17 protein-coding genes are annotated in these 26,532 nt (G+C 39.5%); 2 read left to right on the top strand and 15 right to left on the bottom strand.

Going from position 1 to position 26,532, the window contains the following annotated elements:
- Positions 1–64: 64 nt before the first annotated feature.
- Positions 65–958, top strand: a complete 894-nt coding sequence (locus tag L1999_RS07160) for a LysR family transcriptional regulator (RefSeq protein ID WP_235742918.1) — start codon at positions 65–67, stop codon at positions 956–958.
- A 142-nt stretch (positions 959–1,100) separates the two neighbouring features.
- Here L1999_RS07160 and L1999_RS07155 read toward each other — a convergent pair whose 3' ends face one another.
- The 13 genes from L1999_RS07155 to L1999_RS07095 form a co-directional block, all read right to left on the bottom strand.
- The gene (locus tag L1999_RS07155) at positions 1,101–2,651 is read right to left on the bottom strand and encodes a carboxylesterase/lipase family protein (RefSeq protein ID WP_235742917.1); all 1,551 of its coding nucleotides are present in this window, start codon (positions 2,649–2,651) and stop codon (positions 1,101–1,103) included.
- A gap of 98 nt (positions 2,652–2,749) precedes the next feature.
- A complete protein-coding gene (locus tag L1999_RS07150; protein WP_235742916.1) occupies positions 2,750–5,026 on the bottom strand; it encodes a glycoside hydrolase family 3 protein in 2,277 nt (758 codons plus the stop codon).
- Positions 5,027–5,116: 90 nt separating this feature from the next.
- A complete protein-coding gene (locus tag L1999_RS07145; RefSeq protein ID WP_235742915.1) occupies positions 5,117–6,214 on the bottom strand; it encodes a Gfo/Idh/MocA family protein in 1,098 nt (365 codons plus the stop codon).
- Positions 6,215–6,234: 20 nt separating this feature from the next.
- Entirely contained in the window at positions 6,235–7,107 is an 873-nt protein-coding gene (locus L1999_RS07140; RefSeq protein WP_235742914.1) for a sugar phosphate isomerase/epimerase family protein, read from the bottom strand.
- Between the two features lie 133 nt (positions 7,108–7,240).
- Positions 7,241–8,836 (bottom strand): glycoside hydrolase family 43 protein, encoded by a 1,596-nt coding sequence (locus L1999_RS07135; RefSeq protein ID WP_235742913.1) that lies wholly within the window; start codon positions 8,834–8,836, stop codon positions 7,241–7,243.
- Between the two features lie 268 nt (positions 8,837–9,104).
- On the bottom strand, positions 9,105–11,948 hold the full coding sequence (locus L1999_RS07130; RefSeq protein WP_235742912.1) for a family 78 glycoside hydrolase catalytic domain: 2,844 nt from the start codon (positions 11,946–11,948) through the stop codon (positions 9,105–9,107).
- Positions 11,949–12,111: 163 nt separating this feature from the next.
- Positions 12,112–13,836 (bottom strand): glycoside hydrolase family 3 protein, encoded by a 1,725-nt coding sequence (locus L1999_RS07125; RefSeq protein WP_235742911.1) that lies wholly within the window; start codon positions 13,834–13,836, stop codon positions 12,112–12,114.
- 5 nt (positions 13,837–13,841) lie between these two features.
- Complete coding sequence (pgmB, locus tag L1999_RS07120) at positions 13,842–14,504, bottom strand: beta-phosphoglucomutase (protein WP_235742910.1); 663 nt, start codon at positions 14,502–14,504, stop codon at positions 13,842–13,844.
- 274 nt (positions 14,505–14,778) lie between these two features.
- Positions 14,779–16,233 carry a glycoside hydrolase family 1 protein gene (locus L1999_RS07115; RefSeq protein WP_235742909.1) on the bottom strand — a complete coding sequence of 485 codons (1,455 nt, stop codon included), beginning with the start codon at positions 16,231–16,233 and terminating at the stop codon, positions 14,779–14,781.
- 83 nt (positions 16,234–16,316) lie between these two features.
- Entirely contained in the window at positions 16,317–18,230 is a 1,914-nt protein-coding gene (locus L1999_RS07110) for a beta-glucoside-specific PTS transporter subunit IIABC (RefSeq protein ID WP_235742908.1), read from the bottom strand.
- A gap of 525 nt (positions 18,231–18,755) precedes the next feature.
- Positions 18,756–19,511 carry a class I SAM-dependent methyltransferase gene (locus L1999_RS07105; RefSeq protein WP_235742907.1) on the bottom strand — a complete coding sequence of 252 codons (756 nt, stop codon included), beginning with the start codon at positions 19,509–19,511 and terminating at the stop codon, positions 18,756–18,758.
- 193 nt (positions 19,512–19,704) lie between these two features.
- Entirely contained in the window at positions 19,705–21,225 is a 1,521-nt protein-coding gene (locus L1999_RS07100) for a glycoside hydrolase family 43 protein (RefSeq protein WP_235742906.1), read from the bottom strand.
- A gap of 452 nt (positions 21,226–21,677) precedes the next feature.
- A complete protein-coding gene (locus L1999_RS07095) occupies positions 21,678–22,943 on the bottom strand; it encodes a glycoside hydrolase family 1 protein (protein WP_235742905.1) in 1,266 nt (421 codons plus the stop codon).
- A gap of 218 nt (positions 22,944–23,161) precedes the next feature.
- On the opposite strand from L1999_RS07095, the gene L1999_RS07090 reads away from it, so the two are divergent.
- Positions 23,162–24,148, top strand: coding sequence for an AraC family transcriptional regulator (locus tag L1999_RS07090; protein WP_235742904.1), 987 nt, complete (start codon positions 23,162–23,164; stop codon positions 24,146–24,148).
- Positions 24,149–24,188: 40 nt separating this feature from the next.
- Here L1999_RS07090 and L1999_RS07085 read toward each other — a convergent pair whose 3' ends face one another.
- Together L1999_RS07085 and L1999_RS07080 are read right to left on the bottom strand one after the other, a co-directional pair.
- A complete protein-coding gene (locus tag L1999_RS07085; protein ID WP_235742903.1) occupies positions 24,189–25,094 on the bottom strand; it encodes an alpha/beta hydrolase in 906 nt (301 codons plus the stop codon).
- Between the two features lie 108 nt (positions 25,095–25,202).
- On the bottom strand, positions 25,203–26,495 hold the full coding sequence (locus L1999_RS07080) for an MFS transporter (RefSeq protein ID WP_235742902.1): 1,293 nt from the start codon (positions 26,493–26,495) through the stop codon (positions 25,203–25,205).
- Between the last annotated feature and the right edge of the window lie 37 nt (positions 26,496–26,532).

The raw sequence follows: 26,532 nt of genomic DNA, 5'->3' as shown, positions 1-26,532 counted from the left end.
AATGCTAATAAATGGTAGTTATAAACAATATAAGTAATAGTAATAGTGCAGGGGGGGATTAGTTATGCCACTTGAATTGAATTTGGAATATTATCGTGCCTTTTATTATGTGGGACGTCTAAACAGCATATCAAAAGCTGCTGATACTTTGTTCCTTTCACAGCCTGCCGTAACACAATCCATTAAAAAGTTGGAGAACCATTTTGCATGCAAATTGTTTTCACGAACAGCAAAAGGGATGATATTAACGAATGAAGGAGAGCTTTTATTCTCGCACGTTGCGAAGGCAATGGAAGACCTAATGACCGGAGAAAAAGAGCTTAATCGAATGATAAAATTTGAGATCGGGAAGCTGGAAATTGGTGCAACCGAAACAGCCCTTTATCATTATTTAATACCAAAAATTGAGGCATTCCGCCAAAGCCACCCAGACATCTATATGAATGTTATGGGCAGTTCGACTCCTGAGACCATTCATATGCTGCGTAATGGAAATGTAGATTTAGCCTTTGCTGTTTCCCCAATTCCAGATGCGGAAGATATAATTATTACGAAGGTATTGGATTTCCATGATATATTAATAGCGGGTTCTGCATACAAAAATCTCCAAAACCGGCTTGTTTCCATAAACGAGGTAAGCGATCTGCCACTTGTAACAGTAGAAAAAGGAACGAGCGCCCGGGAGCATTTAGATTTGTGGTTTGAAGAGCATGGAATTCTTCTTGATCCGGAATACAGTGTTCGCACCTCCACAACCGTGCTGCCATTTGTTGAACGTAATCTAGCAATTGGCATTGTTCCCTCCATGTTCGCACAGGAGTTGATTCAACAAGGGCGAGTATTTCAATTAAATGTAGAGAAGGTTATTCCTCCCCGCAGTATTGTCATGATGAGCAAATCTGATTCAAAAATGTCCTTGCTTTGCAAGCATTTTATCAGTTATCTTTCCGACTGTTAATAGAAAAAGATTTTTTATATACTTTTCAAACTGCCAATCCTGTAGTGGACTTTCACCACCAAGATAACACCCATGCAAGCGCACATATAAAAAGACTCTTTCCACAAAAATGGAAAGAGTCTAATCAACTTTTATCTTAATACTAATGGAGCACAGTTTCCTCGCCAAACTTAAATTTAGGAGCTGCCTTAAGATGTAAGGCTATTAGTTTATTATCATAGTTATTTTTTACTTCACTGTTTTCGTCGAAAATCATGGTAGCTTCATCTCCTGGCTTGCACGCAGGCCACTCTGGAAGTCCCTGATGATTGGGATTACCGCTTTTGGCAAAATGAATCCATGCTTGGAAAATCTGATCCTCAAGCTTGTCTGAAAAATCTGGTACATTGCAAATTGGAACTTTATCAGTATTGTGGAATACAAAAGGAATCTCAGAGCAATGCCACGCAGGCTTTCCATCATCATAAGGGAACTCAAAGGCAAACATGAAGGAGAAAATAGGTGCTTCTTCATGAATTGCTTTCTTCTCAATAAAATCCTTGGTTGGAGAACGGAACATGGAATCCAGTGCAAGCAGATCAGTAAGGTTCTTGTTTGGATAAGCCGCCTTAAACAAATTGATCAATTCTTCGGAAGACTCTCCATATTTCTCAACAATCATTGGTTTAATCTCATCATCAAAGAGGTCGTATTTATGTGGTACACCGGGTCCAAAAGCAAACTCGCCAAAGACGGTTCCAATTAAAACCGGAATGGTCTTGGCATGTTCAGTAAAGCCTACAACCCGTGGATCTCCAAGATAAAAGTCATTTGGAACAGGATTACCGCCAACATAGAGTCCCTGTCTCGCAATTTCTGGACAAACTTTATTGTAAGCTGAAGCCATAAGGTCATAAGGCACAGTTTCCAGTTTTCCTACCTCACCTTCGGCAAAACCAAGTTCCTTCAGCATAGCATTTACGATATGGGTCCCATCAGTTTTTGGAGAGTTCAAAAAACCGTCAAGCAGTCCACTCTGGATGATCCCTTTATGGAATAATCCTTCCGCACTAGGGGTTTGCATTAAGGACCACACCTTCATACCGCCGCCGGACTGGCCAAAGAGGGTGACATTCTCCGGATCCCCTCCGAAGTTTGCAATATTGTCATGTACCCACCTTAGGGCTGCTACCATATCAGCACTTCCCACATTGGCTGAATTGGCATATTTCTCTCCAAAAGGGGATAAATCCATGTAACCAAGAATATTGAGACGGTGGTTAATGGAAACAACAACTACATCGCCGTACTTGCTCATGTTTTCTCCATCATAGGCTATCTGCTCAATAGACGAACCAGCTGCGAAACCTCCTCCGTGAAGCCAAACCATTACAGGCTTTTTTGCATCAGGACTTATGGTCTGTGTCCATACATTCAGATACTGACAGTTTTCATCCTTCGGCCAATAACGGTGTGGAACCATAATTTCACCTAATGGGACTTCCTGCGAAAGCATCGGACATACATAACCATAGGAAAGTGCATCCTTCACTCCCTCCCAAGGCTCAACCGGGGCGGGCATCTGGAATCTCTTTGCATCAGCATACTTAATTCCATGAAAGGTGTAGGTGCCGTCTAAAATAAACCCTCGAAGTTTTCCCGCTTTTGTATGAACGATCGGTTCAGTAGTTGAACAAACGAATTTTTTGGCCATTTTATTTCCTCCTCAAAATAAAAAATTATTAATTTCACAATTAAATTCTCATATAACACTGAAACCATTTTCACAAGATTTTACAAAAAACATACTATTTATTTAGTAATTTGATATTTTTCTGTTCTATCGTCCTGAATCTTACCAGCCCAATTTAGTCCGTAAGAAAAGTCATATATATGTCCTTCAGAGTCCAGATGACATTCCATGTCGTGTGCAACATCTTCGAGTTGTTCTTCGACAGTTTTCATGTTCGCAGGCATTTGCATTGGCAAAAGGCCAGACGGCTCTGCTATGCCTGTTAAAATATCAAAAATCGCTTGATCTTGTACGCCAAAATTAGCAATAATCGCATCTACTTTCCCTTCAAATTCTTCTACGATGGTCGGGTTGGATAACAGCAGCGACACTACAACCGGTTTCCCATTCATGGCTTTCACTGTATCCAACACCATATCGAGGTCCGTTGTATTACTTGGGGTCACTGTTTTTCCTTTGTACGATCGGTTTAAAACATCACTCGGACGCTCATCTCCAGCAAGACTTTGTTCTCGGGCATAAGTCGCTGTATAAGGTTTGTACTGAAGGCTGATTGGTACATATCCATTCCCGCCGTCCTTCACGTCCTCGCAGCTATAACCTGTCCCAGATTTTGGTGTACTAATAAAGACCAAACCAAAATCTCCTTCCTCAGGGTTATCTGTCACCTTGAAATATTTCTTTGCCACTTCAACACTAACTGGATATTCGAATTTTTCAGGGGTTGGATTACCAAACCAATCACTACCTGCAGGTGTATACTTTTTAGGAATATAGACAACCTTTTCCTTAGTTAATGGCAGAATGCTATTCTTGTTTTTCAGCATCACGATGGATTTAAGCTGCACCTCATACCCTTCCTGCATATACTCTGGCTTCCCGACTTCTTGAACCGTTTCGTCTACTTTCAAATATGGATTTTCAAAAAGACCTAGACGGAAGATATTTTTTAATAATCGTACGGCCGATTCCTCAAAACGCTTGCGCATAGATGCCTCACCATGTTCGGCGACACCCATTTGATAGGCTTCCAAAATGGGCCCGGCTTCATTATTTCCTCCAAATTGATCGACCCCGGCCATGATTAATTTATAATGACGTTCAGCGACAGTAAGATTTTCGACGCCCCATGGCTTTCCTCCGACAAAGGTATCAATATTCTCCGGTTCATCAGCCGTGATAACCCAATCTGTACAGACCACACCATCATAACTGTATCTTTTTCGGAGCAACTCATTTATTAAGTATGAGTTATATGAATTCCCGACATTTTCTCCATTTACCGGGTCTTGATCAACGGAGATGGTGTAATAAGGCATTACAGCAGAAGCCATTTTTGTTTTACCTTTTAAGCTAAAGGCACCTTTTGTAAATGGTATTAAATGTTCAGCAAAATTACCTCCTGGATAAACGGCATACTTCCCATAACCATAGTGAGCATCTCTTCCGCTCTCGCCTGAGCCGCCTCCGGGCCAATGTTTTACCATGGCATTGACACTGTCATAACCCCAGCCCTCTGCAATTTCTTTACTCCCCGCTGAATCCTGAAAACCGTTCACATACCCACGAGCCATATCGGCAGATAGCTGTGAATCTTCCCCAAAGGTCCCATTAAAACGGAACCAGCGCGGGTCGGTTGCAATATCAATTTGCGGTGATAAGGCGGTTGTAATACCTAGTGCCCGATACTCTTTTGAAGCAATTTCTCCAAATCTTTCTGCTATAGCTGGATTAAATGTAGCTGCAAGTCCCAGCGGCTCAGGCCACATGGAAATTTCTCCGCCTGCTCCCGCATTAAATTCAGTACTTGAATCTGAACCATGCCGTGGATCAGAGCTATTGTTTGCTGGAATACCAAGTCCTGTTCCTTCTGCAAATGCCTGAATATTGTTATTCCAGCGTGCAGCAGTTTCAGGACTTTCTAAGTTAGTTACGAGAACATGCCTCAAATTATCTTTAGACAGAAACTCGATTTGTTCATCGTTTAAATCCCATGGCTTTGCATCGCTTTCTTCGTAGGACTTACCACCATACGTACCAGCAAACCATCCCTGACTTACTGCTGGTATCGCTTGATGCCTGCTATATAACATGAGTCCAGCAATTTGCTCTATTGTCATTTTTGAAGCAAGGTCCTTTGCCCTTTCCTCTGGTGTCAGTCTCCAATCTTCATACTTATCAATTTTTCCATCTTTGTTTAAATCTTTAAAAAAATAACCATCTTTTTCAATGATGGTAACCCCGGAGGTTTCGGAATAACCTAACGTTGGTCCATCATTATTTTCTATATATTTAATTTGATCCTTTGTATCTACTATCGTTTTATGGTCTTTCATTCAAAAATCCTCCCCTTTAATTGTTATGGCGTTAAATGCATTCTCTAATGAGAAAAGGAGGATTCGATAATCCCCCATTTCTATTTTTGGTTAAAATTCGATTGTTTTTCCTGTCTTAGCCGAGGTATAGATTGCCTCTAAAATCTGTGTGACCACTAATGCTTGTTCTGGTTTAACTAGTGGTTCTGTATCATGAATAATACACTCAAGCCACTGTCTGGCCTCTTTTACACCAGGGTCTTCCGCTCCAGCATCAAAATAGGCAATCCCCCCGCCGGTCGCAGGTTTGGTTTCCACCAGCTTTCCAAATTTCGTGCTATTGAAAACAAGCTCACTTGTTGGTGATTTTGGTAATGCTTTCATTTCTGCGCCGCCTTCAGTACCACATAACGAAGTCATCGCCTCACGAACATCCGTGGTATTTAGTGCCCATGCACATTCAAGAATGATCGTGGCTCCGTTTTGCATCTTAATAAATCCAAAAGCTGAATCTTCTACTTTAAAGGTTTCCGGATCCCATGGACCAAATAAATTACCTTCATGCTTATCTGCAAGTTTGTAGAAAACAGAACCTGTTACAGATTGTGGTTTATAATTGTCCATACACCAAAGAGTCAAATCAAGTGCATGTGTACCAATATCAATTAAAGGTCCTCCCCCTTGCTGTTCTACATCTAGAAATACACCCCATGTAGGAACCGCTCTTCTTCGGATCGCATGTGCCTTTGCGAAATAAATATCACCAAATTCACCTTCTCTTGAAGCCTTATACAATACCTCTGAATCATCACGAAAACGGTTTTGGTATCCTATTGTCAGCTTCATACCCGTGCGGTTAGCTGCGTCGATCATTTCCTGGGCTTCTTTCGAATTGATGGCCATTGGCTTTTCGCACATAACATGCTTTCCTGCTTCTAGTGCATCAATCGTAATAAAGGAGTGTTGCAAATTCGGAGTAAGGACATGCACCACATCAATCGAGGCATCCTGTAATAGCTCTTTATAATCGGTATAAACCTTTGACTTTTCGCTGCCGAATTGCTGTGCAGCTTTAACCGCTCTTTCTTCAACCACGTCGCAAAATGCAGTCATTTCTCCTAAATGACTTAGTTTTGCCAATGAAGGCATATGTTTTTGATTAGCGATTCCACCACAGCCGATAATACCGATTTTCAACTTGTTAGCCATATAATAACACTCCCCCAGAATTATTTTTTGATAGCACCTTTTACGTAATTCTTCATCACGTTTAAATCGTCCGCAATGCTGGTAATCTTATTTCCCAGCTGTCCTTCGTTTTCGACTATTGCATAACGGATGGATCCCAATTCATTCAACTTTTGATAGGTTTCTTGAAAAGGAACAATCCCAGTACCAAGATTAACGAAATCATTTGGCTTCACAAGCTCCGTATATAATTTCATCGTATCTGGGTTATCCTCTTGGCTGAAAGCGCTAAATATATTAACCGAATTGACATGTTTACCTAAATCCTTTTGGTGGATCATGTCGCAGCGGCTGCCCAATTTTTCAAGCAAGGCAATGGGATCGTATCCACCTCTCATCACCCAAACGAGATCAAGTTCAAATTTCACGTTCTCTGAATCTGTATTTTCAACTAAAAGGTCAAATAAGGATGTTTCTCCTATTCTTCTAAACTCATGTGCATGATTATGATAATAAAAACCTAAGCCCGCTTCCTTACATTTCTTTCCTAATTGATTAAGTTCTTCGGCTGTTCTAAGAGTGTCCTCACGCCCTGATATGAAGGCCATAGGGAAAACAATGGACTCACATCCAAGTAATGCATTTTCCTCAATGATCTTATCCCAATTGGCATCAAGGATGGCTTTTCCTGGAGCCACACCTTCATGTGCTGCGAATGCTTTTAATCCCAAATCGTCAAACTTCTGTTTTATTACTGGAAGTGTAAAGGTATCAGTAAACCGTTCACCCGTAGCAAAATTGGCAGAGATCAATTCTACATTTTTGTAACCTATTTCAGCTACCTTTTCTAAGGTACCGAAATAATCCTCATTTAACTCTCTGAATACTGAAAATAAATTTAATCCGATTTCCATCACGTAACTACCCCATTTCTTATATTTTTTTTGCAAACTGAGATTTTTCAAGTTACTTAGCTCACTATAATACCACTGTAAAAGACCCTTGATATTTTATAGATTTCTAATCATTTAAAAACCATAAAAACGTTTACAAAGAAGAATTCTCTGTATTACTACCTGTTAAAGCAGCTAATAAATCATGTTTTGAATCTTTATCTGGTCTATAGCTAAAATAGTCGAAATGGGCTGAAACAGTGGATTTTTTACCATTTCCAGTCGCATACATTCCGAAAAATAGGCCCGTAAATCCACCGGCCACTTCAGTTGAGAGCATGGAACTTTCGCCTTTACCTAAGGTAATCTTTTCACCCTTTGAGGATATAAAGGAAAAGGTAAAACTAAAATCATCAGCTTTTATTCCAAGGATTACCCTTGGCGAATCATACTCCACTTCTCTTTCCACCTTCCACATGCTCCCCATTTTGCGGCGGAATTGAATAAGGTTTTTTCCATCTTTAAGAGTCTTAGCTATTTCATAATGAAAATTTTCATTCATAAATACAGTCAGGCCTGCTTCTTCTCCCTCCACATTAGGGATAAATTCCATGAGGGTAGAAATCTCACAATTAAGATGCTGCTGTCTTCGCCCTACAAATGCAGGGGAGTCTGTATCATTCAATGTACATGGTTGACCATGAAGGGTTAGCCAGCCAGATCTCTCCATTAACGACCATGAGGTTGGATCTGGATTACGATAAAAGTTCCATTCTAGTGGAAGGGAGGAAGTATTAAAATCTTCTATTTCCTGCCATGGCTGAGATGGGCCTAGTGGAAGTGATTTTGCATCATTCTCTACTTCTGCCTGCCCTCCTTCTCCCATAATAGGCCACCCTTCATCGTTCCAATGGACTGAAACTAGATTGGTTTCGCGCCCTAAATGATGACGTTTTGGATAACCAACAGGCCTGATTCCTAAAAACACAGACCACCAGCTGCCATCGACTGCTTGGACTAAATCAGCATGACCTGTCGCTTGGATTGGTTTATCCGTACTTCGATTTGAAAGAATGGGATTATTCGGATTGCTTTCATAAGGCCCGTAAGGACTTCTGCTTCTTGCGATAGTGACCATATGGCCATATTCTGTACCGCCCTCGGCAATTAGTAAGTAATAACAGCCATTCATTTTATATAAATGTGGTCCTTCCGGAGAGCTGCCACCTGTTCCTTTCCAAATTAACTGACGCTTAGTTAGGAGTTTCCCTGTTTCAATATCTAGTTCTGCCTGATAAATACCTATTGGTTCACCAACACGAAAATCGCTTGTCCCAGTTATGTAAACCCTTCCATTTTCATCAAAAAATAAGGATGGATCGATTCCGCCCCAACCCTCAATAAAGATAGGCTCGGACCAAGGACCCTCAGGATGTTCTGCAAAAACATAAAAATTCTTCGATGTTGATATATTCGTTGTGATTACATAAAAGCGTCCATGATTATAACGGATGGTTGGAGCAAATATTCCTTGCGAAGGTCCCATATTATGAATGCGTGTAAGCGGTAATTGACTTTCACGTGTTAATACATGTCCAATCTGTTCCCAGTTTACTAGATCCGTACTATGAAAAATTGGGATGCCTGGAAAATATTCAAACGAACTGGTTACCAAATAATAATCTTTACCCACCCTGCAAATACTTGGATCAGGATGAAAACCACTTATGACTGGATTAGAATAGATCATTTCAATATCACGTCCGATCTTTTTATACTTCCAACGGTTTTTATTAGTCTTTTCTACTTTAAGGATAGAACAAATGAAAATCCTTTCCTACCGTAAATACGACTTATTGCTTTCATAATTCCGACTTTTTTAAAAAAACTGGAAATGAATCAACTGGTTAAGATGAAATAGACCAAACACGGTGTAGTGTTTGGTTTCTATTTCACTTACCATAAGTATCATGCGTTTAACAATTTGTTTTCATCTGTCATTCCCCTACATTTACTAGTTATTGGACAACTACTTTTATTTTCTCAAGCTTGGAATCCAGATTGTCTAACACTTCTGCAGAGATTGGCATGAACGGCATATGGGACAATTCTCTTAACGATTGATGACCTAAGTTAGTAATCATTTCTTCAGGTAAAGCAGCCGCATGTGGAACCGTTTCTGCCAAAACATTTTTTACTTCGTCATTGGCCGCCAATTCACTTAAAGGCATATGAGTACTGTAGTATTTAATATAGTCAACTTCCGGTATATACTCGAATTCCCAGGTTCCACTGTGTAACTCCACCTGCACTTTTTTCCCATTTTGACTTGCACTTACTCCTGCCTCGCTTAAAGATTTACCGTTCATTTGGACGTTTTCTACGTCTGCATCAGGCAATTCAACTGTAGCTGTAGCATTAAAAGGAATAACAAATTTAAATGTCAACTTTCCATTTTCATTCAGTTCCCAATGACTTTCGTATAAACCAGCAGCTGAATCCAATGTGGCTTTTGCATACTTCAATCGATAATCAGGCTGTGGTGCTAGTCTGACATGTCTAAAGCCAGGCTGTTTTTCCACAGGGTTGATCCCTGCGACATTTCGATACATCCATTCCACAATCGAACCATAGGCATAGTGATTTAAAGAATTCATATCCGTTCCGCTAATCTTGCCGTCCGGCAGTACGGAGTTCCAACGTTCCCAAATTGTTGTGGCTCCCATTGTTACTGCATATAACCAGCTTGGATAATCCTTATTTAATAGTAGAGTATAAGCTAAATCATTGTTTCCGTTCTCAGAAAGCACTCTGCATAGATAAGGTGTCCCGACAAAGCCTGTCTTCAAGTGGTTCTTATCTTTCTTCAATCTTTCACGTAAATCATTAGATAGTCTTTTTCGATGCTCATCTGGAACAAGGTCTATAAATAAGGCAACAACTAATGCTGTCTGATTATTCAAGGCAAGACGGCCATTTGAAGTAAAGTATTCTGCCCTGATCGCATTTCTTATTTCATTTGATAGCTGTTCGTATTCCTCGGAAACCTCTTCCTTACCAAGAACCTTTGCAGCTTTAGCCACTAACATAGAGGAATAGCAATAATAGGCCGAGGAAATAAAAGCTGTTTCAGTTCCGCCCATTGGTGAATTTGGATCCTCTCCATCCAGTGCCAGCCAGTCACCAAAATGGAACCCGGAGGTCCACAGCCTTTTTGAACCAGATGCCTCATCCGCTCTCTTGATAAAATCAACCCAGCCCTTCATACTATCGAATTGCTGTTCGAGAATAGCTTTATCTCCATAATGTAGATACACATTCCAAGGAATTACCGTAGCCGCCTCTCCCCATGCACTTGAACCGCCGCCTTTAACCGTTGCCATCGGAACTACCATTGGAACCATACCATCTTGTGAAGATTGTTCCTGGGCAAGGTCATAACCGTATTTACTAAAGAAAGCATAGGTATCCATATTGAAGGCAGCTGTTCCTGAAAATACCTGTGCATCTCCAGTCCAGCCCATTCGTTCATCACGCTGCGGGCAGTCTGTTGGTATATCTAAGAAATTACCTTTTTGACCCCATAATGCGTTTAGGAATAATTTGTTAACCAATGGATTGCTTGTTTCAATACTTCCCGTTTGGTCCATATCAGAATAAAGAACGCAGCCTGTAAAATCTTCCTTATTCAGTTCACCAGACCAGCCGGAGACTTTTACATATCTAAAGCCGTAAAAAGTAAAATGAGGCCTTACAACAGATTCTTCTCCATTGGAAATATATCTAAATTCTGCCTTAGCAGTCCGAAGATTGTCCTGATAAAAATTCCCCTCCTGCAAGAGTTCACCATACTGTAAAACTATTTCCGAACCCTTTGTAGCATTGGTCTTAAACTGAACCCAGCCTACCATATTCTGACCCATATCGAGCACGGTTTCACCAGCTGGTGTTTTAATCACTTCAATTGGCTTTAGTTTTTCCTTGATGACTACTGGCAAACTTAATCTCGCCTTTAATCTGTCGTATCCCAAATCAAGTTCCTTTACATCATAAGTGGTTGCGTCTTTTGCATTAGCATCGAAAATTTCACCGTCATAAATACCACTAAATAAGATTTGACTCGTTCTTGCTTTCCATGAATCATCAGAGCTGATTTTCGAAGTTGTTCCATCTGCATGGTTAATAACAATTTCACATAAAAAGGCATACTGATCACCATAAATTTCATTTTCTCCGCCTTCAAAACCAAAGCGTCCCTTGTATAATCCATTTCCAAGACTAACTTCGACGGAGTTTTGTCCCACTCTAACTAGATTGGTAATATCATAGGTCTGGTATTGGAGCCATTTGTCATACGCATTGAAATTAGGGGTAAGATATTCATCACCAGCCTTTACACCGTTAATCTCCATTTCATATAAACCCAATCCACATACATAGGCACGGGCAGAAACCACTTCTTTTGACAGGTCAAATTCCTTTGTTAAAACAGGGTGGATCTCTTTATCAAAATCTGGAGTAATCCACTTGGCATCCCAATATTCAGCTAGTTTTGCTGTTTCAAACCAAGCAGCATTACTTACAGCCTCATCCCCATTGTCAGCCCATACAGTAACACGCCAGTAGTATCGGGTGTATGATTCAAGAGTAATCGGAAGTTCAAAAGCAAGGCTGTCAATCTCCGTACTTTTACCGCTATCAAACACACTATTTGTGAATTCTTCATCGAGTGCTACCTGGATTTGTGCAGCTGTTTGTTTGGCAGCATTGGTGTCATAGGCTACATAAGATAAACGAGGTCTCCCTAAATCAAATCCTAGTGGATTAGTAATCCGGTTGGTTTTCAAATTTTTTATTCTCATTTATTCGCTTTCCTCTCCATAAAGTAGATTTCTAATAATTAATTTTAGCAAACGCTTTAATTAATTTTAATAATCATATGAAATATAAACATTGCTCGAATCAAAGAGTAGGTTTATATAGATGAGAAGCACCCCATACGGATAATGGAGTGCTATTGCTCATTTACAATCTAGTCTCCCATTTGCCGCAAAACGGATTGACAGGACTCTTCCCTTTAAATTCTGACCTTCCTAAAATTTTATCAACGATTGCTTCTACAACAAACTCATTAGACGAGTAAGCATTAATATAGGTCTTCACCATAGGAACATCCTGCAGGTGGTATGGGTTAGCAACCGAAATAAACAGCGTCGGAATATCTTTAACAAACCATGGTGCATTTGCATTTAACGGCTGCTGCCAATTAACTCTTACCGTCGTTTGGTTACTCGCTGTTTCAAGGTTGGCAACGTATATGATAAGATCCTGTTTCGCTTTAAAATCGTTCACACTCATAAACAGCTCCGGGAAATTTACTTGCTTGTCATTATAAAGTTCCACTTGAAAACCGGCATTTTCAAGGGAGTTGATAAAAGGTAGGGTTACGGAGCCGCCTTCCTTTAGTCCTCCTTCTTGATCACCTAATACATATAGACGAACCCTCTTGTATTGCTCAGCATTAATAGGTAATAGTTTTTGAGTATCCTTAACCAATGTGACGGACTGGTCTGCACATTCTTTTGCCCAAACCTTATGTTCTTCACACTGTAATAGGGACAATTCCGCTGCTACCGGTACTAAAGTTCCCATTTCCTTTTGTGCATGAAGACCTAATGATGCTTTAAGAGCAAGTACTCTAGTTACGGCTTCATCTACTCTTTCCGAAGTTAGAATACCTGTCTCAATTCCTTTTAACATAAACTCATAATCTTCTTTTATATTACGGTTGAAGAGGAACATATCACAGCCTGAGGCAATTGCCTTAGGTACGGCAACTTCTCTTCTTTCTGATGTAGTAAACCCTAGCATTGGGGATGCATCAGTCACAATTAAACCATTAAAACCTAACCTTTCCCTTAATAAACCATTTAGTAACTCTGGTGCTAGTGTAGCCGGCATAATTTGTTCATCTTCAATACCCGGCAATAGTTCTCTTGAATATTCAGGGAGCATGATATGGCCCGCCATAACCGATTTCGCCCCAGAGTCTATCAGTTCTTGGTAAACCATCCCAAAGGTTTGGTCCCATTCTTTGGTAGATAAGGAGTTTACAGATGTTAAAAGATGCTGATCTCTGTCATCCACTCCATCCCCTGGAAAATGCTTAACCGCCGCCGCGAGGCCGCTTTCATGAATTCCCTTCATAAAAGCTTTAGACATTTGCGCAACTCTGATTGGATCAGACCCATACGTTCTTACGTTTGTAATTGGGTTTCGATAATTCATATCAATATCAACAATCGGTGCAAAAGCCCAATTACATCCGGAGGCCCTTCCTTCACGGCCAGCTACTAACCCCAGTTTATAGGCCATACCTTCATTGTCTGTTGCAGCCACCTGCATCTGTTTTCCGAAATAAGTTCCATCCGTAGCAATCCCATTTCCGCCGGCTTCCAAGTTAGCAGAAATTAGTAAAGGAATAGGAGATAACTCTTGTAACAACCGGTGTGTTTCCTGTATTTTTGCCCCCGTATCGGGACGATACATAATGCCCCCAGGATGATATTCGTTCATAAAGACTTCTAAATCTTGTTTATTGTCTGAACTGCCGATTGGACAAAATAATTGCCCCACTTTTTCATGTAAATTCATCGAATGAAGGGTTTCTTCTACCCATTCGATGTCTTTATCGCTTAGGAAGAAGGGTTTACTTTTTAAATGGGCTAGACTTGCATTAAGTTTTAGCATGGTTATCAACTCCTAATCTCATGAACTTCTAACAGGTGGTCTATATCTATATTCGTTAGATCTAGTAATTTGATATCCGCATTTAAACAAGTAGCTGCGGACCCTATTCCAATCGCCTTCATCCCAGCAGCCTTTGCAGCGTCAATTCCTGCTTGGGCATCTTCCATAACAAGACATTCTTCTGGCTGTACACCTAGCAACTCCGCTGCAAGTAAAAACACCTCCGGATCAGGCTTACTATTTTTGATGCTATTTCCATCCGCAATGGCGTCAAAGTTGGAAGCTAGTCCAATCTTTTCTAAAATAAAAGGCGTGTTTTTACTAGAAGAGCCAATGGCTATTTTTATATCCCTTGCCTTTAGAGCCAATAAGAGATGAATAACCCCAGGTAAAATGTCATTTGGAGATAAGTTGTTAAGCAGTTCACAATAAATTGTATTCTTTCGCTGAGCAAGAGATTGCTTTTCAGTATCACTATAGTTTTTATCAGAATGACTCAGAATAATATCAAGACTTTCCATTCTGCTTACGCCGCGAAGTCTTTCGTTTATTTCCCTATCAAAATAGATGTTTTCTTGGTCGCTGATTCGTTTCCATGCTTGGTAATGGTATTCGTCAGTCGAAACAATCACACCGTCTAAATCAAAAATGATTGCAGGTATTTTCATAGTTCCCATCCTTATATCAAAGAGTAAGCGATGTTGCCACCAATCGTGGTATCGCCTGAAAGCGTTTCCTATTACAATTATTATGATATAAGAAATAACCTCTCACCGCTTTCCCCTTTTTGGCTGAAAACAGGCCGATATTTGTTCTAATTTTTATTTACGAGTTATTTTTCATACGCAGTGAAACCAACATATATCAACAAAAATAGACCTCCAAATTACAATACAATTTGAAGGTCGTTTTTTTATTGCTCGTAAAGAATCATTTATCTAGTTAAAGCTTCTCTCCATCAGTGGCAATAACATCTTTGTACCAATGAAAAGATTTTTTAGGAGTGCGTCTTAATGTACCATTGCCATAATCATCTTGATCTACATAAATGAACCCATATCGTTTTGACATTTCGGACGTACCCGCACTGATTAAATCAATACAGCCCCAAGTGGTGTATCCAATTAAGTCTACTCCATCCTGAATGGCATCTCCCATTGCCTTGATGTGCTCACGCAGATAATCAATTCGGTAATCATCTTGAATTGAACCATCTTCTTCTACCTTGTCATACGCACCTAAGCCATTTTCTACAATAAATAAAGGCACTTGATAGCGGTCATACAATTTCTTCAAGGTGATTCTTAAGCCTGTAGGGTCAATTTGCCAGCCCCAATCCGATGTTTCTAGATAAGGGTTCAGAATTCCACTGGAGAAGTTTCCTTTTTGTTTCAATTTTTCAGGATCACCACTCGCCACCATCGTCATGTAGTAACTAAATGAAAGGAAATCTACAGGGTGCTGCAGCAAGATTTCTTCATCACCAGGCAGCATTTCGATGTGGATGTTATTTTTTTCAAAATAACTTAACATATGGCTTGGATAATAGCCGCGAACCTGAACATCTGTGAAGAAAAGGTTCTTTTGGTCTTCTTCCAAAGCAATTAGTACATCTTGTGGATTACAGGTTTCTGGATATACTTCCATACGAGCTAACATACAGCCGATTTGCGCACCAGGAATGATTTCATGACAAGCCTTAACCGCTCTTGCACTAGCCACAAATTGATGATGAAGCGCCTGATAAACGGCTTGTTCCTTGTGCTCCACCCGGTCGATTAAAATACCAGAACCGATATAAGGTGAAAATTGCGAGATATTGATTTCATTAAAAGTTAACCAATACTTTACTTTATCTTTGTAACGGTTAAACACGGTTTCGGCATAATGGACAAAGTACTCCACAACGCGGCGGTCTGCCCAGCCGTTATATTTTTGAACCAGATTAAGAGGAATTTCATAGTGTGATAGAGTGACCAAAGGCTCGATTCCATATTTTTGTAATTCAGCAAACACCTTGTCATAAAAAGCAAGACCCTCTTCGTTTGGAGTCAGCTCATCTCCATTAGGGAAAATACGCGGCCAAGAAATGGACATACGGAAGACTTTAAAGCCCATTTCCGCAAACAAAGCAATATCTTCCTGATAGCGGTGGTAAAAATCAATACCGCGTCGTTTCGGAAAGTTTTCGCCATCTTGTAAGGATAATAATTCTTCTAATTCTTTTTCACTTCTGACATCCATCTCGATATCATTTCCGCGTTCCTCTTTTGGTACAAATTTAACCATATCGAAAATGGATAATCCTTTGCCGCCTTCATTATAAGCGCCCTCAAATTGGTTAGCTGCGGTTGCACCGCCCCATAAAAAGTTTTTAGGAAATTTAAAATTTGACATGATTTCTTACCTCCAATAATATGTAGGATTTATGGTTCCGGTTTTGAGACCGGAACCACATCCGTTATAGTTTAAACCTGGAATTACACAAGAACTAAAAGCTCTTCATTTTTATCAACTTTTCCTGCCTGTAATACTTTAACTTCTTGATAATCTGGAGTGTTTGTAACAACAATCGGTGTTACTACTTGATAGCCAGCTGCTTTAATCGCTTCCACATCAAATTCAACTAATAAATCCCCAGCTTTTACAATATCGCCTTGATTCACGTGAGCAGTGAAATGTTTTCCATCTAATTCAACCGTATCCATTCCCACATGAATGAGGATTTGTGCACCATCTTCAGATGTTAAACCAATCGCATGTTTGGTTTTAAACATAAGGGTTACTTCACCATTAACAGGGGAAAAGACTTTTCCTTCAGATGGGTTAATCGCTACACCTTTACCCATGGCTTCACTTGAGAATACTTGATCTTTTACTTCAGATAAAGGAACAATTTCACCTTTAATTGGGCTAGCTACAGCTACTGGTCCATCTTGTTTTTTCACTTCTACTTTTGTTGCTGCTACTTTTGTTTCTTCTTTGCTTGCAGTGTCTTTGAATCCAAACATATAAGTTAAGACAAACCCTAGTAGGAAGGATACCACGATCGCAATCATTGCACCCCAGAAAGCCATATCAAGTCCTGTACCTGGTTTGATGAAGCTTGGGATAGCGAAAATTCCCATGCCGCCAAACATCCATAATTTACTTCCAAAGGCACCAATTAGTCCGCCGCCAATTCCACCAGCGATACAGCTCATGATAAAAGGCTTTTTAAGCGGTAAGGTAATACCGTAAATCGCTGGTTCTGTTACACCGAAAATACCTGAAATGAATGCTGGAATACTTAGAGATTTCAACTTCTTGTTTTTGGTTTTTAACAATACAGCTAAAACTGCACCTGTCTGTGCAAAAGATACGAAAGTGATTGTAGCTAAAACTGGATCGTAATGCATAGTTGTAATGTTGTTCATTGCAATTGGAACAAGTCCCCAGTGAAGACCAAACATAACGAATACCTGCCAGAAACCACCAAGGATTAAACCAGCGACGATTGGGCTTAAATTATAAATCCAGATCGTTGCTGCACCTAGTAAACTGCCAGCCCATGTTGCAATTGGTCCGATGACTAGGAAAGTTAATGGAACCATCACCATGATGGTTAAGAAAGGAACTAAGAATGTTTTTACTACATCTGGGATGATTTTCTTGAATCCTTTTTCTACCTTTACTGCAAAAAATGCTGCTAATACAATCGGAATAACGCTTGAAGCATAACTCATTAAGATAACGGGAATTCCTAAGAATGTGATATGAATATCAGATTGGAATAACGTTCCTTTAAATAAAGTGTAAAGCGGCTTTCCTGCTGACAGCGCTGTCAATCCAGGATGAACAAGTGCTGCAGCGATGGCCATACCGACAAATGGTGTACCGCCAAATTTTTTCATGGCTGTGTAACCTAGGAAGATCGGTAGGAAATTGAACAAGCCGTCTCCAGCGATATTTAACAGGTTATACGTTCCAGAAGTTGCTTCTACCCAATGCAAAGCTAAGAATAAAGCAGCCAAACCTTTTAACATACCTGTTGCAGCAAGTACACCTAAGATTGGCGTAAAAACACCTGAAATCATATCAATAAATTTGGCACCAAGACCGACTTTTTTACCATCATCATCATTTGAAGCGCTTTCACTTGCTCCGCTAAGACCGCCCACTTCTAATACTGCGGCATACACATCTGGCACGTGATTTCCGATAACTACTTGATATTGTCCGCCACTTTTCATGACCGTAACAACACCATCTAAGTTTTTAATTTCCTCTGTTTTTGCCTTGTTTTCGTCCTTCAACTTGAAACGAAGTCTTGTCACACAGTGGAAAACACTATTAATATTATCTTTTCCGCCAACTAACTCGAGAATGTCTTTTGCTAACTTCTCATATTTCATGTTAGTAACCTCCATAAATTTAAAATAGAAAAATAATAGAATTCGTGCGCGGAAAGAATAACAAAAAGACAGGCAAAACCAAAAGCACGGACCGTTCGAGCAATGCGCTCGGGACGATCATGTGATTTAGGTTTTGCCTGCCTGACCAGTAACAATCCTAGTAGTTTTCTGTTATCGCTTTCATGTTTATACTATACTATCATACTAAGATAGTTGTCAACGCTTTCTTATAGTTTATTTAATAAACCTTATATATGTTTTTTGTATTTATATTTCCCTAATTGCCTTTGCTATCTTTACCTAGTAGTATTTAAGTAGATTCCATTTATAGAAAACGCTTTCTTTTATTGATCTTTATAATTTACATATTTTAATAATCATGCATCCCTTTTTTTGACTCAAAATAGGCAAAATTTTGTCCTAAACATCGTTGTATTGGAAAAATTAAGATGCTTATATTTTCATTATGCTGCAACGGTCTCAATACCTAACCTAATAAATAGAAAATAATCAGTAATTAAAAAATTACACCTTACCGACATAGCTTCTTGTGATATTTGGTATAACTATTTTTCCATTACTGCTATATTTTTCAAATAAATTAGATAATGCAGTAATGAAGAGATGATACTCCTTGTCGGTCTTTTTGGGGGCATAGGAGGCCGATAAATACCTGCCCAAAAATCCACTTAAATTAAATGGCAAGTCATTACGAAAGAATTTTAGTTCATACTTTCCATCTTTAAAAAATTGAGGAAATGCAATCGGAGTTTCCTCCATACCGCCGCTGAAACCTTTAAAATTTGGGCAGTACTTTTGGCAAATATCAGCACTTTCCTTGTTTATATCACTGGACCCATCCCGGCTATTCCATACAAGGGCTACTTTTGCATCCTGTTTCAAAATCCGTTGACATTCCAATCTGAACTTCTCCATGTCAAACCAATGAAATGCCTGTGCTACTGTCACTAAATCTATACTATCATCATTTATAGTTGTGTTTTCTGCAGTGGCCTTTACCGAAATAAAACGGGAATTCGGCTTTAAGGTTTGTTCCGCAACAAGTCTCATATCATCATTTGGTTCCACTCCGATTACAGTCAATCCTTTTTCGAGCAGCTGTCCGCTTAATATTCCAGTCCCCGAGCCAATATCCGCGATCATACAATTCTCATTTAAACCAGCTTCAGAAATTAAATAATCAATATACTCAAGTGGGTAGCTGGGACGATATTTGGCGTATAGCTCAGCTTTGTCTGTGAATTTATCTGTTGATTTCATAACTCATTCTCCTTTTGTTTTGTACGTGTAATATTAAAATTCATTTAAATGTTTCTTCTTAATTATTACGAATTCCTTCTTAAATTATCGGAGGGTTTTTAAAGAAAATCTTCTACGAAAGTTGTAGAAACAAAAAAACGGCATCGTTCCCGTTTTTTGAATTAAGTCTTATTAGATTTTTTTGATTTTCATTTCACTCATTGTACTCAAACCAATCAAAATATGCAGGGGTACCCCTTCTCTCTTCGCTTCCGGCAGCGTAAAGTCCGAAATATACTCCAGTAAATCCACCTGCGACTTCAGTTGATAACAGCGAACATTCTCCTGAACCTAAAATAGTAGATTCTCCGCCTTGCTGTTGAAAGGAAAATGTATAATTTTTTGCATCGGCATGAACAGTTAGAATAATAGCTTCTTCTCCATACTTATGCTCAGACTCAACCTTCCAAAGTGAACCAATTCTTCTCCTTACAAAGACCTTCTTTACACCATCTCGTATGCCTAATGCGATTTCATAATGAAATCGATCATTCATAAAGACAGTTAGCCCTGCCTCCTCACCCTCATCAATGGGAGAGAATTCTAGGAGAGTTGAAACTTTGCAATCAAAATGCTGCTGTCTGCGGCCGACGAATGCCTGAGAGTCTAAGTCATTCAAACTTTTTGAAGATCCATACAACGCAAGGTATCCAGGTCTGTCCGTTAAAGACCAGCATTCATCAATAGGATTACGCAGGAAATTCCAAGAAAAATCTAAAGTAGTCTCATTAAAGTCATCTTTACGCTTCAATGATACTTTGTCCTCGATTTTAAGTGTTCTTCCGTCCATTTCTAATTCGACTTGAGCGCCAATTATTGGCCAGCCTTCGTCGTTCCAATCGACTGGTGCCAGAAAAGTTTCCCTGCCAAGATGATGATGTTTTCCACTAAACGAAATGGGAGCAGGGCGAATCCCTAAAAATACTATCCACCAGCTGCCATCTATATACTGTACTAAATCAGCATGTCCAGTTGCTTGAATTGGGCTGGCACTGCTTCGATGAGTGAGAATTGGATTATTAGGATGGCTTTCAAATGGACCAAAAGGCTGTTTGCTTCGTGCCATGGTTACCATGTGCCCATATTCTGTTCCACCTTCTGCAATCATTAAATAATATATGCCGTTTATTTTATAGAGATGCGGTCCCTCTGGATGGGCCCCGCCTGTTCCTTGCCATATTAAGCGGCGCTCAGTAAGAATCTCTCCAGCTTCAACATTAACTTCCGCCTGATAAATCCCCGAAGGTTCTCCACTAAAGATATCCTGGGTTCCTGTTAGAAGAACCTTCCCATCTTCATTAAATAATAGAGAGGGATCTATTCCAGGCCAATCGAGCCAAATCGGTTCTGACCACGGTCCTTCTGGATTTTCGGCCCAGACGATAAAGTTTTTTCCGATTGTTAGATTAGTAGTAATCATATAAAAACGGCCATTGTTGTATCGAATGGTTGGGGCAAAAATCCCCATGGAACTCTTAGATTCGTGTAAAGGTAATTGACTATCACGAGTTAAACAATGACCTATTTGTTTCCAATTGACAAGATCCTTTGAGTGAAAAATTGGTACACCTGGGAAATATTCAAAAGAGCTAGTGACTAGATAAAAATCGTCTCCTACTTTACAAATGCTTGGATCGGGGTGGAAGCCGCTGATAACTGGATTTTGATATTTCATAACCGAAATCCCCTTCTTATTCATAAATTTTTGTTTATTTGGGATTAAATAATAACCCTTTTTAAATAGGTATTTAATTCTTACAACATCACCATTTACTTTTCCAAGTCTATTAGAAGATTTACTTGGGTTCGGACACATACACTATTTTTTTCTTCTATGCTGTCCGAAGTCGCTTTGGGTTCGGACACATTCACCTGTTTTTTCTTCATCTCTGTCCGAAGTCACCTCGGGTTCGGACACATACATCTGTTTTTTCTTCATCTCTGTCCGAAGTCGCCTCGGGTTCGGACACATACATCTATTTTTTCTTCAGCCCTGTCCGAAGTTGCTTCGACTTCGGACAAATACGCCAGCTTTTTCTCCTGCCTGTCCAAAGTCCCCTCGGGTTCGGACAAGGACGCCAGCTTTTTCTTCCAGCCTGTCCAAACAATTCATCGATCTGTTTAATTCTATTCATTTACACCATTATTCTTAGAAATATCCCCTAGAACACGGCCGCTTTCTTTTACTACTCTCTCTTGTGTTTCACGGTTGACCCCAATAATCCCAAAATGCGGTTCATAGCCAAATGTCCATTCATAGTTATCAAATGTGGACCAATAAAGATAACCTAACACTTGTATTCCGTCCTCGATACACGCATGCAGCCCTCTAAGTCCTCGCCGGATAAACTCAATCCGACGGCTATCATCATCTGTTGCAATACCGTGCTCTGTTACCAAAACAGGGATACCTAACTCTGCAGCTACATTTCTGATGGTTCCAGCAAGTGCTTCCGGATAAAATTCATATCCCATTGCTGTTACCTCTGTTCCCTCAGGCAGCGGAACTTGTCCCTCTGGACCATACACTTCACGAGTGTAGTTCTGTATACCAATAAAGTCGTCACCTTCAATGACAGATTTAAATTGCCCAAAGTAATCATGCCAAACTTTTGCGGCTTGTTCCTCTCCACCTTCAATAGCTTGAATTTCTGGTAACGCCAAGGAAAGTCCTACCTTAGTGGATGGATTCACCCTTTTCATCGCTTCTCTTGCCTTCCGGTGGGCATCTTTCACAATTTCTAATGAAGTTTCATCAGACGCCATATGAAAAGTAAAATATTGATCGGTGGTTGTACCACATTTTTCAGCAGCTGATTCACGCCAGCCTGGAGCTGTCCATGACTTGGCATCCACCCCCACAGGCGGCATAAAGTTCATATTAATAAACAACTCTTTTAACATGACCGGTAAATTGACTTCATTCATGGTTAAGACGTAAGGAATGTCATGTCCAAATTCCTTGAATACGGCCTCACAATATTTCGCAAAAAGGTCCGCCGTCTCAGGATTTTTCCAGCCGCCTAGTTTCATCAGCCACTGTGGAGAAGTAAAATGCATCATGGTGACAACTGGGGTTATATGGTTGTCATTACATACTTTAATGACATCACGATAATGTTCTAATTCCTTTTGTGAATATACACCTTGCGCGGGTTCAATTCTCGACCATTCAATCGAAAAACGATAGCTGTTCAGACCAAGACCTGCCATGAGTTCGATATCCTGTTTATATTGATTGTAGTGATCGACCGCATCACCGGAATAATCTCTGTAAGGCGATCCTTTAGAATATTCTTCAGCCCACATATCCGATTTCTCATTGTTTCCCTCTACCTGGTAGGCAGATGTAGCCGTCCCCCAAAGGAAGGATTTTGGAAAAACATATTTCATTGATAGTTACCTCCTGATCTCAATTCTTATAAATTAATAGTAACTATCAATAACTCAATTTATAATGTTAAAAAATGAGATATTGATTGCTCGAATCATAGTTATTTATTTTTAAAATTAAAACCTCATTTTATTAACTGTTTTTACTTATAGCAGGAAACAACTTATAATAAAATTTAGCAATTGATTACTCTAATCATTAATCATAGGGAGCACATATGGACCGACAACAACTTGAAGGCTACTTAGACACCTACCATTTAGGGCCAATTGATAAAGAAAGAGTTTTAAAGGAGTATACTCCTCTTACTGAAATGGTAAATGGAGAACTTGTATATTTATTTAATAAATCATTTGATATACACGATACACCTATTGATGAGAACATATCCATCTCTCAGCAGCCTTATGGCTCGGATATCCCTCTTCACATGCATGATTACATAGAGATGATGTTTGTCTATCGGGGAACATGCACCGTTTTAATTAGAGGGAAAAAGGTGCATTTAAATAAAGGGGAACTAATTTTAATTAACAAAGAAGTACCTCATAGCGTAACTGCCACTACTAAAAATGATATTGTAATCAATATCATTCTGAAGCAGGACTATCTTTCACAGAGCTTTCTAAGAAGAATGTCACAGAAAAGTATAATCTCTCAATTCATGATCGAATCGCTCGTAAGTCACCGAAAGCAGAATCAATTCTTGATTTTTAGACCTGCGGGCAGTAAGGTTACGGAAATCATGGAGAATATCATGTGTGAATTTTTTGACCGTGACTTTTGTTCTGCAGAAATTATTGATTCTTATTTAGTTGTTTTATTTTCTACATTAATTCGTACCAATAACAGCCAGACAAGAGTTGAAGCCCCGGACAATAAAGACATGGTTTCTTTACTAGATTTTTTGAAGTATATTGAGGATAATTACCGCGATTGTTCGCTTGTTAAAATGGGACAGACCTTTGGCTTTAATCCAAGCTATCTTTCAACCCTGCTCAAAAAAGGGACTGGGAAATCATTTAAAGAACTTCTCCAGGTCCAACGGTTGAACCAGGCCGCCTTGTATTTGTCTAATACTGATTTACCTATACCTGAAATCGCTCAAGAAGTAGGCTATTCCAGTGTTACCTTTTTTTATAAAAAGTTTAAAGAACTGTTTAAGGAGACCCCGCATTGTTATAAGGAAAAGCATAGAAAATGACATAAACCATCCCAAAAGCGGATGGTTCTATATTGATATTCTATTTAAAATGCTTTTTCAACCAATTATGAGCTAAATCAAACCATACTTTACATTCTGCGTTTAGATGGCTAGGCTCCCCCGCAGTGGTCTCATCACAAAGCGACAATCCATGTACACCGCTTTCAAAAACATGCAGCTCATACGGAACCTTATGTTTTGCCAACCTGGTTGCAAATCTTAAAGAATTCTCGGCATAAACTAGGTCATCATCAGCCGTGTGCCAGATGAATGTTGGCGGTGTTTGCGATGATACATAATTCACTGGACTAGCCTCTGAAAGTTGTTCATCACTAGGAGTTGGAGAACCAAATACGGCTTTGCCTGAAATCTCCCAGAACCCTTTAATAAACTCATTAGCCTCTGTTTCCACTTTTTCCTTCATTAACTGGTAATCCACTAACGGATATCCAAGAATAACTGCATTAGGCTTAAACACTTCGTTATCGACATTAAACTTTTCATTTAATAAAGTGCTATTCCAGTGGACACCAAGGCTGGCTGATAAATGTGCACCTGCTGAAAAACCACATACAGCAATTTTATCTGTATCTACTAACCACTTTGATGCATTGTCACGGATGATTAACATTGCTTTTGCTAGATCAAGCAATGGCTGTGGATAAACTGATTTCTCATTAGGAGCAGGAGGATTATTAAAATCTTGAACCCATTCTTTAAAATAAGTAGTATAACGAAGGACAAATGTATGGTATCCAAGAGAAGCAAAGCGCATCGCAACCGGTTCAGCCTCCCGATCTGAAGTTCCTAAATATCCGCCTCCTGGGCAAATAACAACCGCAGGGCGGAGCTGGTCCTTTTGAAATTCCATAGAGTTATTAAGAATGTAGGTATGTAAGGTTACCATTTCATTTTCATCCCAAAGCTGGATTTTTTCAATTAACATGTAATTATCTCTCCCTCTTTTAATAACATTCCTTTTGTTTCCATTATACTTTTTAAACAACGATTAGGATGAATCATACTCTCGTATAATTCATCCCAATTATTATTATTAAACTACTTTTTCATTTAGATCATTCGTGACTTTCAATTTTGATTCCATTTCTGGAATTGGTAGAACAAATACTGCTGAAAGAATGGAGAAGGCAGCAAGGACTAAGAAGAAGAGCGTATATCCATCTCCTCCAAACAAGCTTACTCCTAAGCCAATTAAAGCAGGCGCCGCGAAGTTTACTAGTGTTGAAGCCAAGTTTGTTGTTGTATTCATAATCGAGATATCTTTTGCAGCATTCTCTGTGGAAGGAAGAATTCGGTTTACCAGGGCATTATCTACGGCATTGTACATTCCAAAGCCAAAATTGAAGATAAAGTTACCAACGATTACCCAAGTAACGCTAGATGAGAAAGCAAATGTGATTAAACAAATCCCTGTTAAAATTGCTGCTCCAATCACAAAGGGCTTTTGTTTCTTTACTTTATCTGATAAGAAACCACCAAGCAGCCCTGCCACAACCATTACAGCGATAGCTGGTGCGGTAAGTCCCATTAATTGAAAAATCTTGGTTTCACTCAAGTGAAATCTTGCAATATAGAAAAGAGTCAACATATTCATTCCAGCATTGGTAAAATAAATAAACAACTTGGTTAATAACGCCCATGTATAGGAAGGATGCTTTTTAAAACTTGGATAGAAACCACGAATACCAATCGACTTCTTCTCACTTTTTGCTTCTGATCCAGCAAAATAATTATCTTTAATTAGAAGTGCCGCTAACATACCACCAATCAATTGGACAATAATCATGGTAATCATCTTCTCACTTTGGGTAGACTTTGCAAAGACTCCCATTAACATTTGCCCAGTCATAACGAAAGCAGGTGCGGCTGCGCCTATTATACCTGAAATACGGCCAAACTTTTCTTGTTCTACTTGTTCTGGAACAATCGCATAACAGGAGAGTGAAACCATTCCATAAAAGAATTGTGCTAAACACCAGGAAATGACAAGCATCGGGATCGATGTGGAATAGGCAAGAGCTAACATACAAATAGCTCCACCGATACTACCTCCAATAATCCAGAAACGCCTTCTCCCCATCTTTACGCGGGTTTTATCTGCAATAACCCCACTGAGCAGCCCAAAAATTACAACTGCTATACCGGTAATCCCAGATGCTGTTCCATACACAGCAGTTGAATGTTCTGGTCCAACAATTTTAATAATAATAAATTGAATGAGTCCAAATGCTAAAAGTACTAACGGTGCTATCGCAGTTCCAACCCCAAGGATTGATGCCACGATCAATCTTCCAAAAGGTGTCTTATTTATCACGGTATTCTCCATCTTACTTACCTCCCTATAATTTACAACTCTTAGTTTT

The sequence above is a fragment of the Neobacillus drentensis genome (assembly GCF_021560175.1).
In the GTDB taxonomy this organism is placed as follows: Bacteria; Bacillota; Bacilli; order Bacillales; family Cytobacillaceae; genus Neobacillus; species Neobacillus drentensis_A.
Note: the sequence above shows the minus strand (reverse complement) of the source record. Positions and strands in the feature narration are given on the sequence as shown.